General features: G+C 73.4%; 13 protein-coding genes. 6 read left to right on the forward strand and 7 right to left on the reverse strand.

The window, feature by feature from the left end; translation table 11 throughout:
- The first annotated feature begins 51 nt into the window (after nt 1-51).
- The 3 genes from ACIP5W_RS07200 to ACIP5W_RS07210 all read left to right on the forward strand — a co-directional run bounded on the left by ACIP5W_RS07200 (nt 52) and on the right by ACIP5W_RS07210 (nt 2,700).
- On the forward strand, nt 52-1,131 hold the full coding sequence (locus ACIP5W_RS07200; protein WP_401467926.1) for a PucR family transcriptional regulator: 1,080 nt from the start codon (nt 52-54) through the stop codon (nt 1,129-1,131).
- 243 nt (nt 1,132-1,374) lie between these two features.
- On the forward strand, nt 1,375-1,761 hold the full coding sequence (locus ACIP5W_RS07205) for a BlaI/MecI/CopY family transcriptional regulator (protein WP_401467929.1): 387 nt from the start codon (nt 1,375-1,377) through the stop codon (nt 1,759-1,761).
- Nucleotides 1,762-1,767: 6 nt separating this feature from the next.
- Nucleotides 1,768-2,700 (forward strand): M56 family metallopeptidase, encoded by a 933-nt coding sequence (locus tag ACIP5W_RS07210; RefSeq protein WP_401467932.1) that lies wholly within the window; start codon nt 1,768-1,770, stop codon nt 2,698-2,700.
- Nucleotides 2,701-2,753: 53 nt separating this feature from the next.
- On the opposite strand, the gene ACIP5W_RS07215 is transcribed toward ACIP5W_RS07210, so the two are convergent.
- The 5 genes from ACIP5W_RS07215 to ACIP5W_RS07235 all read right to left on the reverse strand — a co-directional run bounded on the left by ACIP5W_RS07215 (nt 2,754) and on the right by ACIP5W_RS07235 (nt 7,947).
- Entirely contained in the window at nt 2,754-3,209 is a 456-nt protein-coding gene (locus ACIP5W_RS07215) for a tellurite resistance TerB family protein (RefSeq protein WP_401467935.1), read from the reverse strand.
- Between the two features lie 136 nt (nt 3,210-3,345).
- On the reverse strand, nt 3,346-4,353 hold the full coding sequence (locus ACIP5W_RS07220) for a sporulation protein (protein ID WP_401467938.1): 1,008 nt from the start codon (nt 4,351-4,353) through the stop codon (nt 3,346-3,348).
- Between the two features lie 147 nt (nt 4,354-4,500).
- Complete coding sequence (locus ACIP5W_RS07225) at nt 4,501-4,719, reverse strand: hypothetical protein (RefSeq protein ID WP_401467941.1); 219 nt, start codon at nt 4,717-4,719, stop codon at nt 4,501-4,503.
- Between the two features lie 349 nt (nt 4,720-5,068).
- On the reverse strand, nt 5,069-6,739 hold the full coding sequence (locus ACIP5W_RS07230; RefSeq protein WP_401467944.1) for a transglycosylase domain-containing protein: 1,671 nt from the start codon (nt 6,737-6,739) through the stop codon (nt 5,069-5,071).
- A gap of 143 nt (nt 6,740-6,882) precedes the next feature.
- The gene (locus ACIP5W_RS07235; RefSeq protein ID WP_401467947.1) at nt 6,883-7,947 is read right to left on the reverse strand and encodes a sigma factor-like helix-turn-helix DNA-binding protein; all 1,065 of its coding nucleotides are present in this window, start codon (nt 7,945-7,947) and stop codon (nt 6,883-6,885) included.
- 257 nt (nt 7,948-8,204) lie between these two features.
- On the opposite strand from ACIP5W_RS07235, the gene ACIP5W_RS07240 reads away from it, so the two are divergent.
- Nucleotides 8,205-8,741, forward strand: coding sequence for a SigE family RNA polymerase sigma factor (locus ACIP5W_RS07240; RefSeq protein WP_401467950.1), 537 nt, complete (start codon nt 8,205-8,207; stop codon nt 8,739-8,741).
- Nucleotides 8,731-9,507, forward strand: coding sequence for a hypothetical protein (locus ACIP5W_RS07245; RefSeq protein WP_401467953.1), 777 nt, complete (start codon nt 8,731-8,733; stop codon nt 9,505-9,507). The genes ACIP5W_RS07240 and ACIP5W_RS07245 overlap by 11 nt, the downstream gene beginning before the upstream one ends.
- Before the next feature lie 63 nt (nt 9,508-9,570).
- On the opposite strand, the gene ACIP5W_RS07250 is transcribed toward ACIP5W_RS07245, so the two are convergent.
- Nucleotides 9,571-11,052 carry an endo-1,4-beta-xylanase gene (locus ACIP5W_RS07250; RefSeq protein WP_401467956.1) on the reverse strand — a complete coding sequence of 494 codons (1,482 nt, stop codon included), beginning with the start codon at nt 11,050-11,052 and terminating at the stop codon, nt 9,571-9,573.
- Between the two features lie 561 nt (nt 11,053-11,613).
- Here ACIP5W_RS07250 and ACIP5W_RS07255 point away from each other — a divergent pair.
- A complete protein-coding gene (locus tag ACIP5W_RS07255) occupies nt 11,614-12,096 on the forward strand; it encodes a DUF5994 family protein (protein ID WP_401467959.1) in 483 nt (160 codons plus the stop codon).
- Nucleotides 12,097-12,186: 90 nt separating this feature from the next.
- On the opposite strand, the gene ACIP5W_RS07260 is transcribed toward ACIP5W_RS07255, so the two are convergent.
- Nucleotides 12,187-12,453: a hypothetical protein gene (locus ACIP5W_RS07260; protein WP_401467962.1), complete on the reverse strand. Its 267-nt coding sequence runs from the start codon at nt 12,451-12,453 to the stop codon at nt 12,187-12,189.
- Nucleotides 12,454-12,843 lie beyond the last annotated feature (390 nt).

The following is a 12,843-nucleotide window of genomic DNA, read 5'->3' on the forward strand; positions in this document are numbered from 1 at the left end:
GATTCGGCAGGCACGGCAGGTCGACGACGCATTCGACTCGGGGGGACCGGCATGGCGGGACGGGACGTGCCGGAGAGGCACGAGGGATGCGAGGCGTACCTGGAGGGGTACGCCCGTGTCCTCGCCGACGCCTCGGCGACCGGCCGCCGGCTCTCCCGGGAGGAACTGGCGTCGCGCCGCGCCCTGGGCGAACAGGCCGCGGAGACGGGGATCGGGCTGCGCGCCCTGGTCGGAGCCCATCTGGCGGCCACCCGGGCGCACTGGCCCACCGGGAACGGCGTGTCCGTGGACGACGTGCTGTCCGCCGCCGCGCAGGCCGTCGACGCGTTCGCCGAGGGCTACGAACGGGCCCAGCGGCACGCCGTACGGCAGGAGGAGGCCGCCCGGCGGGAGTTCGTCGACGACCTGCTGTACGGCCGCAGCGACCTGGGGCGGCTGGCCCAGCGCGCGGAACGCTACGGACTGCGGCTCTCCTACGAGCACGCGGTCGCCGTGGCCCGCGGCACGGCCGCCCACGACGAGGGCGACCCGGTGCTGCGGGAGGTGGAGCGCGCGCTGATAGGCCGGTTCGGCGACCGCAGCGTCCTCCTCACCACCAAGGACGGCCGGCTCGTGTGCGTCGCCCCCGGCGACCAGGGCGACGTCCTCGCGTACTTCGCCAAGCAGGCGTTCGCCGCGACCGGCGGCGGCCAAGTGGCGATCGGCCGCTCGCACGCCGGCCCGGCGGGCGTCGTCCAGTCGTACGAGGAGGCCCTGAACGCCCTGGACCTGGCCGAACGCCTGGAACTCGACGATCCCGTGCTGCGCGCCGCCGATCTGCTCGTCTATCCCGTCCTCACCCGTGACCGGCAGGCCATGGCCGACCTGGTGGAGAACGCCCTCGGCCCCCTGCGCCGGGCCCGCGGCGGTGCCCAGCCGCTCCTGGACACCCTCACCGCCTACTTCGACTCCGGCTGCGTCGGTGCGGAGGCGGCCCGGCGGCTGTCCCTGAGCGTGCGCGCCTTCACCTACCGTCTGGAGCGCATCCACAAGCTCACCGGCGCCGACCCGTCCGACCCGGTGCACCGCTACAGCCTCCAGACCGCCGTGATCGGCGCGCGGCTGCTCGACTGGCCCGCGAAACCGCTCTGAGCCGCCGCCGCGGGGCCGCCGGACGGCCCACCCGTACCGGGAGCGCTCGGGTGGTCACCGACGCCGACACCGACATCGACACCGCCTCAATCTCCGTCTCCGCGCTCGCCGTCCACGCGGTCCGAAGCGGTTCCGCGGAGGATGCGGTGGGGTCTGCGGGGCTCCTCTGGCACCGGGCCGGGCCGCAGGGCGTCTATACGATGTCCGCGCGGGAAACGGACGGCGGTGGAGGGGAGACAGGGCGTGACGGAGCGGCGGCAGGGTCCCCGGCGGGGGCAGGGTGAGCTGGAGGCGCTGGTCCTGTCGGCGCTCAGGGAGGCGGACGGGCCCGCGACGGCCGGGTGGGTGCAGGAGCGCCTCGGCGGCGACCTCGCCTACACGACCGTCATCACCATCCTGACCCGGCTGCTGGCCAAGGGGGCGGTCACCCGGGAGCGCGCGGGCCGGTCCTTCGCCTGGACGTCCGCGTCGGACCAGGCGGGACTGGCCGCCCACCGGATGCGCAAGGTGCTGGACTCCGAGAGCGACCGGGAAGCGGTGCTGGCCAGTTTCGTGACCGGCCTGGGCCCGGACGACGAGCGGCTGCTGCGGGAGCTGCTGGGCCGGTCGGGGGACGAGGGAGAAGACTGAAGCCTCATGGGGGTGTTCGTCTTTCTGCCGCTGGTGCTGCCCCTGACGGCGTGGCCGATCGCGCGCCTCGCCGAGCAGCACCTGCATCCACGGACCGCGACCCGGTTGCTGACCGGGGTGGCGGCCCTGATGGCCGCGTGCAGCACGCTGTGCCTCGGCCTGGTGATGGTGGTCGGCACCGCCCAGTTGCCCGGCAACCCGTTGCCGGACGGCTGGTCGGACCCCGAGGTGCGCGCGGCGGTCCCGTACGACGAGGTCGTCGGCAAGGCGGCGATTCCCGCCCTCGGCGCGGTGCTGGTGGCCTGCGGCAGGGCGCTGTGGCGACACGGGCGGGTGCGTCGCCGTGCCCACCGGGCGCTGGCCGGCCTGCGGGAGACCGAGGTGGCCGTCCTCGTGGACGACGTCCCCTACGCGTACGCGCTGCCGGGCGGCCGGCGGGATCGCGTGGTCGTGACCACGGCCATGCTGGAGTGCCTCGAACCGGCCGAGCGCCGGGCGCTGTTCGCCCACGAGCGGGCCCATCTGGCCGCCCGCCACCACCGCTTCCTCCTCGCGGTCCAGCTCGCCGCGCGGGCCAACCCGTTCCTGCGGCCGCTGCGGACGGCGGTGGCGTACGCGGCGGAGCGGTGGGCGGACGAGGACGCGGCCCGGGCCGTCGGCAGCCGCCGGGCCGTGGCGTACGCGATCGGCAAGGCGGCCCTGGTCTCCCGCAGCACTGCGGCGGCGGCCCTGGCGGGCTTCGCCGCGGCGGGCCCGGTGCCGCGCCGGGTGGCGGCCCTGCTCGGACCCGCCCCGGCGGTACGCAGCTGGCCGTCGCTGTTCACGTCGGTGGGCGCGGCGATGTGGGGCGCCGCGGCGGGAGCGGCCGTCTCGGCGATGTCCTCGGCGAACTCCGCCGTGACGATGGTCCTCATCCTGCACGCGGCCACGCCCCTGTGACCCGTGCGGGCCGGCGCCCGGGGTGCGCCGGCCCGCCGCGCGGTCCTGGTCGGTCAGAGGTCGAACTCGTGGGGCGGCAGGCCGAGGGCGTAGCACGCCTCGCGGACCGCGGCCTGCTCGTCCTTGTCGAAGTCGCCGTCGGCGCCGCCGATGACGATGCCGATCTGGATGACGGCCCGTGCCTCGGCGGGCTTCTTCCTGGCCTTGGCGATCTCCTGAAGGACGCTCACCTTGCCGAAGTCGAAGTCGGCGGTGAGCCGGTCGAGGTTCTCCTCGAAGCGGCGGCGCAGGTCGTCGGCGTCGAAGTTCTGCAGCACCTCGTTGGTGGCGATGAGCTGGGCCACCCGCCGCCGCTCGGACGGGTCGACGGTGCCGTCGGCGGCGGCGACGAGCGCGCAGATCGCCATGCTCGCGTCGCGGAAGGCGCCGCTCTTCAGGTCGTTCTTCTTCGCCACGAGCTGGGTCTGCATCGTCGACGCGGACTCCTTGAGGCGGTCCCACAGGGCCATGAGAACTCCGTACGGGTCGGGGGATGCCCGGACCGGAATGCCGGACAGCGTTTCTTCTACATTACTGTAGAAGTTGCTGGCGGGGGCGGCGGGCCGCGTCCGTCCGCCCCCCCGGCCGGGCTGCCGTCGGCCCTCGTCAGCCCTCGTCCCCCTCGTCGTCCTCGTCGCCTTCGAAGAAGTCACCGACCTCGTCGACGACTTCGGCCGCGACCATGCCGCCGACGACGCCGACCGCGAGCCCGGCGGCGCCCGCCGCGACGACGGTGCCCATGCCGGGGCCGGAACGGTGGTGGTCCTCGTGGTGGTCGCCGTGCCCGTGGTGCCCGCCGTGTCCGTGCCCCGCGTACGGGTCGCCGTGACCGTGGGCGCCGTGCGGCGCCCGGTGCTCGACCAACCGGCGGATCCAGCCGTCGACTTCCGTGTTCCAGTCGCGGGAGTCGTGGTGGCCGACGGTGAAGCTGGTCAGCGCGTCCTGGCCGCCGGAGAGGAGGCCGCCGCGCCGGTCGGCCTCCAGGACGACCTCGACGCCGCCCGGGTGGGCCAGGAAGGTCACCTCGATCTCGTTCACCTGGTGCGCGTACCGCGGCGCCGGGGTCAGCTCGATCTCCTGGTAGAAGGGCAGCTGCTGGCCGGTGCCGCTGATGCGCCCGTACTCCAGGTCGGCGGACTTGAAGCCGAAGCCGAGCTGCCCGAGGGCTTCCAGGACCGCCTCCTGCGCGGGCAGCGGGGCGACGTCCAGCCGGTCCAGGTCGCCCTTGTCCTTCGCGCCGGCCACCGCCAGCTCGGTGCGCACGCCGAGGACGACGCCCAGGCCCTGCCCGTACAGCTCGGTGACGGGCGTCTCCCACGGCAGCGTCACCGTGAACGGGACGCTGTGCCGCGCACCCGCGCCGAGCCGGAAGCCACCGCCGACGGTGAACCGCTCGAAGGCGACGACGCCCTCGCTCTCGCCCTCGTCGTGCTCGGCCTCGACCCGGGCGACGAGCTCCAGGGTGATGTGCTCGATGTCGAAGTCGGCGTCCCCGCCCTCGAGATGGACCTGGCCGGTCAGTGCGCCGCCGGGGCGGGCGGCTCCCGGGGCGAGGACCGTGTCGACGGTGGGTCCGCCCACACCGAGTGAGCCGAGCAGTCGTTTGAACACCATGGTGGCGTCCACTCCTTGTGCGTGCGTGCGTGCGTGCGTGTGTGCGTGTGCGTGCGTGTGCGTGCGTGCGTGTGTATGTGTCTCGTGCGGGTGCGGTGCCGCACGCCGGGGCGGGCGCACGGCACCGCGGCTGTGCGCGGGAGCCGCCTACTCGGCCGCGGCCAGCGCGGCGAGGGCCTGCGCCCAGCGGACGTACTTCAGCTCGGCCAGGTCGGCCACGGTCTCGACCCCGAACGCCTCCCGGAGCAGCTCGCCGTCACGGTCGGAGACGCCCTTGAGCGCCCCCGCCGGGGCGGCCAGGATCTCGGGCAGGCTCTTGTCCGCCCACGCCTTGTCGAGCACCGTGTCCAGGTCGATCGAAGCCATGCGTGTCCTCTTCCGTGTGCGTTGAGGTCCGGCCCTGTCGCGGACCTTCTACAGACGCGTAGAAGCATAGGGCTGTCGCAGGCGGGGAGTGGCGCGGTCGGCGCCGGGCGACCGGGAAAGGCCGAAAACGGGTGCTCGCGCCGCTCGGCCGCCGACGGTTTTGTCCGGTGGCCGCGGGCCGCCGGGAAGCGCCCCGGGAGACGGCACGGGGCGCCCGGGTCCCGGTGACGGCGGCCCGCCGGGCGCGGTGTCCGGGCAGGCTCCGGGAACACGGTTTCGGCCAGGGGCGCCGTCCGGACACACGCCCGGACGAGGAGCCGTCAGCCGTCCGCCAGATCGACGGCCCCCGTCACCCTCTCCCCCCGTCCTCCTCCGCGGCACTCTTCGGCCCGCTCCTCGTGGCGGCCTCCCAGAGCCCTGCCGCCACGCGCTGGGCGAACCCGGTCGGCGACGGTTCGTTCGGCAGTTGCGCGGGCACCGTCGTGCCCTTCCTGCCGCCTGCCCGGTCGGCGAACAGCGCGACCGTCAGGGCGAGCCGGCCGTCGTACCCGGTGGTCCACACGGTCCGCCGGGTGATCCCGCCACCCGCCCCGGCGGTGGTGAACGCCTTCGCCCCCGCCGATCCGACGGCGACGGGCGCCGGTCCGGCCCCCGACCGTGCGTCCGCCATCCCCGCCTCCTTCCCGTCCAGCACGCGCCGCACCTCGGGACGCGCCCGGTAGACGGTGCGGCCCTCCCGCGTGATGCGCGCGACGGTGTACGGGGTGGCGTACCTGCCGTCCGTCGCCACCGTCGCGTACGCCGACGCCAGGGCCAGCGGAGTCGGCGCCGCCGTCCTCAGCAGCTTGCTCAGCGGCTCGCCCGCCCGCCTCAGTCCGCTGAACGGCTCGAGGGCCGTGCCCGCCTCCACCGCCCCGTTCACCGCGTCGTTGAACGGCTGCCGCGCGTAGTCCGAGCCCCCGTACAGCAGCCGTACCGCTCCGTCGCCGGGCACCATCCCCACGACGGCCGTGTGCACCCGGACGCCCTTGCCCCCGGGGTGCTCCTCGATCAACTGCGTGGCGCGGTCCTGCGCCGCCAGGTCGAAGGTGGTCGTCACGCTGTAACCGCCGCTCGCGAGCTGGTCCTCGGCCATGCCGAGCCGGTCGGCCGCCTCCTTGGCCGCGACGTCGATCAGATACTGCCGCTGCCCCTCGGTCTCGCCCGGCGGGTAGAACCGGAACGCCGGGAAGCGCGCCGCGGCCCGCTGCCCGTCCGTGATGCTCCCGCCCGCCGCCATCGCGTCGAGCACCCACTCCCAGCGGTTCTCCAGCTTCGCGGTCACCTCCGGATCGGAGCCCGCCTTCTCGTAGTACGAGGGGATGTTCACGATGGACGCCAGCGCGGCGCCCTGGGCGACCGTCAGGCTCCTCGCGTCCACCCCGAAGTAGTTGCGCGCGGCGGACTGGATGCCGGCGGCGCCCCGCCCGAAGTACACGGTGTTGAGGTAGCCCTCGAGGATCTCGTCCTTGGTGCGGGTGCGGTCCAGCTTGATCGCGATGAGTGCTTCGCGGGCCTTGCGGGACAGCGATCGCTCCGGGCTCAGCAGCGCGTTCTTCACGTACTGCTGGGTGATGGTGGAGCCGCCCTGCGGGTCGCCGCCCGTCAGCGTCGCCAGCGTGGCCCGGGCGAGGGCCCGCGGCGAGATCCCGCTGTCCGTACGGAAGGAGCGGTTCTCCGCGGCGATCACCGCCTCCTGCACATGCCGGGGGACCGCGGACAGCGGGACCTCCTGCCGGTCGACCGGTCCGCGCCGGCCCAGGTAGGCGCCGCCTGCGTCGAGGAACACGGTGCTCTGGGTGACGGTCTCGGGGTGCGGCTCCGGAACGGCCGTCAGGTGGTACGCCACGACGGCCGCCGCACACAGCGACGCGATCAGCGCGAGGAAGACGTGCAACAGCCGGCGGAGCCGTCGGCCCCGGGTGCGCCGGTACCGGATCCGGAGCGGCGTGCGCCCTTCGCGCCGGGACGCCGGCCGCATCCCCTTCCCCGGCCGCCGTGCCGCTCGCGCCGCTCCGGCCGTTTCCGCTGTTCGTTCTGCTCGTTCTTCTCGTTCTGTTTGTTCTGTTTGTTCTTTTCGTTCTGACCGTGCCGGTCCCGGCCCGGTCGTCCCGCCGTTCCCGTTCATATCCGCCGCCAGGTGCTGTCCGACCGTGCGGCGACCCTGCCCGAGGCGTCGTACACCGTGACGATCCGTTCGTCCCCTCCCGCGTCGAAGAGCATCCGCATGTTCTTCTCGGGCAGCGGTGCGCTCGCGTACCAGACGCCCCAGCCCGGGCTGCCCGCCAGGACCAGGACCTTCGCGGTGGTCCTGCCGTCGCCCGCGCTCACCTCGACACGGGCCGGCTCGCCGTCCAGACCGTGGAAGAGGCCCGACAGGAAGAACCCGTCGGGCACGCTGTCCACCCGCACGGAGACGCCCGGTTCGCCGTCCGGGCGGTCGCTGTTGTCACCCGGGAGATCCGTGGGCACCGACCAGTGCCCGCCGTCGGCCGTCAGCCACACCCGTACCCCTCTCCCGACGGTCACCCGCTCGCCCGGCGCCACGACCCGGACCGGGCTCGTCGCCGGACCGGCACCGCTCCCCGCCCGGGCTCCGGACGCCTCGTCCTGCGCGCCGCCGGCCCCGACCCGGTCGGCCGCGAGCAGGGCCACGGGCACGAGCAGCGCCGCGCAGGCGGCCGACGCCACGGCGAGGCGTCGCCGCCGCCGGGCGCGGCCCTCGGCCCGGAGACCGGCCAGCGGCGCCTCGGACGGGACGACGTCCAGGGCGGCACGGGCGTACACCTCGCGCAGCCGCTCGGGGTCGCCGCCGGCCGCTTTCAGACCGTGCCGGAAACGGGCCCGCACCGCGCCCTCCGAGCAGCCCAGCAACTGGGCGATCTCCGCGTCCGCCAGCCCTTCCCAGATCCGCAGCACCAGCACGGCCCGCCGCCGTGCGGCCCGCCGCCCGTGCAGCCGGCGCAGGTGGCCCCGCACCAGACAGCGCCGCACGTGGAAGTCCCTGTCGTCACGCGGGACGCGTCGCCACCGCGCACCCGTCCGCACCAGGGTTCTCCGCACCAGTTCCTCCGCCGCACCGGGGTCGTCGGTGAGCAGGCGCGCGGTCACGATCAGCCGGGGCCAGTGCGTCCGGGCGTACGCGGCGAAGTCGTGGCCGGTGGGGAGTACATCGCGGGTGGGTGGCACGGGGGAGGTCCTTAGGCTCGGGAACTCGGTCGTGGCCGGACGTGCGGACGTCCGTCCTGGTCAGGCAACTGCTTTTTCGTGCCGGTAGGTTGGGCAGCCGACGAGCCGTCACCGTCGTGGAGAGGGAGCCCGGAACCGCTGCGCGCCGTCTTCCCGGTGGGTGCGCCTCGCCCGGTGCCACCTACGCGACTACGGGACCTGTACGCACGGCGGAGGCGGCCGGGTTGCAAGAAAAGGACGAGGATTCCGGTGGGGGCATGACCGAGGACGAGTTCGACGCCTTCTACGCGACCGCGTTCCCCCGGCTGACCGGACAGCTCTACGCCTTCACCGGAGACCACGGCGAGGCCCAGGACGTCGTCCAGGAGGCGTTCGTACGGGCCTGGGCCCGGCGGCAGCAATTCCTCGCCGACAGTGCTCCCGAGGCGTGGATCCGCACGGTGGCCATGCGGCTGGCGGTGAGCCGCTGGCGGCGCTCGAGGCGCTGGCTGGAGCTGGTGCGGCGCACTCCGCCGCCCGACTCCACCCCGGGGCCGACCCCGGAGAACGCCGCGCTCGTGGCCGCCCTGCGCGAACTGCCCGAGGCCCAGCGGATGGCGATCGTCCTGCACCATCTGTGTGATCTGAGCGTGGAGCAGGTAGCCTCCGAGACCCGTGCGCCCGTGGGGACGGTCAAGGCGAGGCTGTCCCGGGGGCGGGCGGAGCTGGCGAAGCGTCTTGCGGGGGACGAGGCCGACGGGCGGGGCGACGGGGCCGGCCGCCCGGTCAGGAAGGAGAGCGGCCGTGGCCGATGAACTTTCCGCCGCGCTGCGCGAGTTGGCCGCGGCACACACGGCCGCTCCGGTCGTCGGCGGCCCCGCGACACGGGCCCGGGCGATGCGCCGGGTACGCCGCCGTCGGGCCGCCGCGGCCCTCGGCGCGGGAACCGCGGCCCTCGCGCTGCTGGGCCTCGCTCTGAGCCTGCACCTGGGCGGGGACCGCGACCACCCGGCCGGACGCCGCCCCGCGGCCGTGGCCCCTCCCCGTTCCACCCCGCCGTCCACGGCCGGCCCGCCGTCCACGGCCACCCCCCCGTCCACGGCCGGCCCGACGCCCGTGGACGGCACGCTCGACCTGTACGGGCGCACCCTCACGTTCGGCGGCCGGGCGATGCGGATCCTCTCGGAATCCGGCGCCCTGCCCGGGGCCGCGAGCCCGATGACGGTGGTCGCCAAGGAGGACAAGGCAGAGATGCCCCTCGACGTGCCTCGTGAGGGCCCCACCATAGGGCCCACCACGGTGAGCGTCCGGTACGTGGTCGAGCTGCGCGACGGGGAGGGCCGGCCGCACTACGTCGGCCTCTTCTCCCCGCAGCTCAAGGCCCTGAGCGACGCCGACGCCAAAGCCGGCTGGATCGGCCTCGGCGCCGAGGACGCCGAGTGGTTCCACACCCGGGTCCGCCTCGGTGACACCTTCCCGGTGACGACCGGCACGACGCCGACGGCCGCCCCCTCGGCCGCCGCTCCGGCACCCGGCGCCACGGCGTCACCCCGTGCCGCCGGTACCCGCGAGGAGCGCTGAGGCCCGGCCCGGGCCTGACGTGGCCGGGCCGGGCCCGACGTGGCCGGGCCGGGCCGGATCAGGTCAGGACGAAGCCGTCGTGGCGGCGCCGCTGAACGTCCATTTCTGGTTGCCGGCGTTCGCGCACGCGTACAGCTGGATCTTCGTGCCGTTGGCGGTGCCCCCGCCGGTCGCGTCCAGGCACAGCCCGGACTGGACTCCGACGACGGAACCGTCGGAGTTGATCCGCCACTTCTGGTTGTCACCGCCCCAGCACGTGTAGATCTGCGCCTTGGCGCCGTTGCCGGTGCCCGCCGCGTCCAGGCACTTGTCGCCCAGGATCCGCAGCTCGCCCGCGGAGGTGTAGGTCCACCGCTGGTTGCTGCCGCCGGAGCAGTCCCACAGCTGGAGCTGCGTGCCGTCGGTGGTGGTGGAGTTCGGATCGTCCAGGCACCGTCCGGAACCGACTCCCTTGATCTCACCGGTGCCCGTCCCGGGCGGGGTCGTCGGCGGTGTGGTGGGAGGCGTCGTCGGGGAAGCGGCGTTCAGGGTGTTGAGCACGGAGGTGTACGCCGCCTTGCCGTTGCCGTTGTTGTCGAACAGCAGGGGGTTCTCGCCGGTGCGCCAGGAGTCGCTGTCGCGGATGCCCCAGACCGTGATGCCGGTGCAGCGGGCGACGTTCAGACAGGCCTGGACCGTGCTCGCGTAGGCGGTGGGCGACGCCTGTGCGATGTCGAGTTCGGTGATCTGGACGTCGACGCCGAGGGCGGCGAAGTTCGACAGCGTGGTCTGGAAGCTCGACGGCGGGCCGCCGGTGCCGAAGTGGGACTGGAGTCCGACGCAGTCGATGGGCACGCCGCGGGACTTGAAGTCGCGCACCATGCGGTAGACGCCCTGGGTCTTGGCGTCGCTCCAGTTCTCGATGTTGTAGTCGTTGTAGCAGAGCTTGGCGGCGGGGTCGGCGGTCCGCGCGGTGCGGAAGGCCTCCTCGATGAAGCCGTCGCCCAGCAGGTTCTGGAACACCGAGGAGCGGTGCGCGCCGCTGCCGCCGTCGGCGAAGGCCTCGTTGACCACGTCCCAGGAGTGGATCTTGCCCTTGTAGTGGGCCATCGTCTGGTTGATGTGGTTGTTCATGACGCTGCGCAGCGTGTTGGCGTCGCCGATGGAGGAGACCCAGTTGGGCAGTTGGGAGTGCCAGACCAGCGTGTGACCGCGCATCCGCTGGCCGTGGGCCTGCGTGTGGCTCATGATCTGGTCGCCCGGACCGAAGTTGAACGATCCCCGGGACGGTTCGACGGTGTCCCACTTCATCTCGTTCTCCGCGGTGACCATGGTGAACTCGCGGTCGAGAACGGTGGAGTACGTCGAGTTGCCGAGCTTGGACGCGGCGACGGCCGTACCGAAGTACCGGCCCGACTGCGCGGCCGCGGCCCCCAGTGAACTCGCCGCCGCGGCATCGGTCGCCATGCTGCCGACACCGACGAGCGCCAGCGATGCGGTGACGGCCACTCCGGTCGTCGCGAGCAACACCTTCTTGTAGTGATCATGCCAATTTAACGAAGGCATGCGGGTCCTCCTCCTGGCGTGCGGGTGGGGCCCCATCGGGGGATGGGGTCGGCCTGCCGATTTCCGACAGGGACTGCTTCGAAAGTTTCGCCATTCCTGCGAACTTTTCGGGCACCTTAGGGCCGCCCCGTGAGCGCGTCAATACATCTCGTTCACCATGCATCGCGCGGCGCCACGATTTCGGCCGTGCAGCCGGGGGAGAGGGGGCGGTGAGGCGACGTGCTCGGCAGACCGAAAATTTCGAATAACCCGTCTAATCTTTCGCATCCGGTCTCGACGCCACCGTACGGAAGGCGCACCGGGAAGCTGCGGCCGAACCGGGGCAGCGGACCGCTGCACCCCCCCCCACGGCAACCGGTCGTCGGCGCCTCCTGTCCTGCGGGCCGGTGGGCCCGGTTCCCCCGTGAACGAGTGAGGTCTCGCCGCTGTCTCCGGCGGCTCTCCCGGGGAGTAGGCTGAAGTCACCGAGGGCACTGCGTGCGTCGGTGCCCGTGTCGGCGCCGTTCTCGGCGAACGACAACGCCAGGCCGGTGATGCCGTGCCTGGGGGCAGGTTCACGTCATGGAACCGACTGCCGATCATTCCGCGACCACCGCGATGCACCCCTCCCCGTCACCGCCGGTCCGGCTTTCGCTGGCGCCGTACGAAGCCGTCCCGGGCGGGCTCGACGGTGCCTGGTGGCCGTACTCCCACGAGCTCGTCGACGAGCTGCCCCTCCTCATGGAAGCGATGGACGGGGCGGGCAGCTTCACCAGGATCACGCTGGGGATCGAGCTGTGGCCCGACGTCCCCCACCAGGTCGCCGTGGGCGAGAACCAGGTGACCGTGGGGTGGTTCGTGTCCGGTCACGAGCAGAACGAGATCTTGCTCTGCTCCTATCGCGAGGGGTTTCGCACCCTGCTCGTCATTCCTCCCGCGACGGAGGCCGGTACCGCCGCCTGGCTGATGGACACCCCCGCTCCGGTCGACGGCAGCAACACGGCCACCGAACTGCTGGCGATCGCCAAGACACGGTCCACGGCGCCGGAGGTCCGGGCCGACTGAACCCGTCCAGCCGGGCTCGGCCCGTCCGGCCGGGCCTTGGTACGGGCACGTCGGGCCGGAGCGGCTTCGCCGGACCCGGCGGGCGGGCGGTCAGTTCTGGGCGTCGGGCGTGGAGTGCCACGCCTGCACGCCCGCCCGGGACGCCTCCTTGGCCTGCCGCCACTTCATGGCCGCCTGCTGGGCCGGGGGCACGTCCATCTCACGGATCATGCGCCGGCCTGCCGCGAACACGGCGGAGCCCGCGACGGCCATGCCGGCGCACGCCACCGTGGCACCGGCCGCGGTGAGCACGACACCGATGGTCACGAGCCGAGTGTTGATCTCGATCGTCCGCTGGGACTGGTGGTGATGGTTCATTACTCCACCATCCAACGGGGAGAACCGCATCGCATCCCAGCCCGCGGCTCGGACGCCGGCGGGGGCCCCGAGGACGCCGGGTGGCGGTACGTACGGCCGGCCAGGCCGAGCCGGGAGATGATCGTCGTCCGCTTCGGGAACGGCCCGCCCCTCCGCGTTCCGCCCCGGGGGACACGCACGGACCGGCAGGACCGAGGACTCGGGCCAACGGCTCGAGGCCGAGTTGCTCCGCCTGCCGGACGCGGACGGCCGAGACGCGGCCCGGGATCGTCCGGACCGCGCCGTACGCCACCGTCGGCGCCCGCGGTGTCCTGCTCTCCGGAGGGGTATGTGCGGGTCAGTGGAGGACCTTCTCCTTGGCCCGGCGGTACTCCTCGTCGGTGAGGGCGC

Source organism: Streptomyces sp. NPDC088766 (assembly GCF_044750845.1).
Taxonomy (GTDB): Bacteria; Actinomycetota; Actinomycetes; order Streptomycetales; family Streptomycetaceae; genus Streptomyces.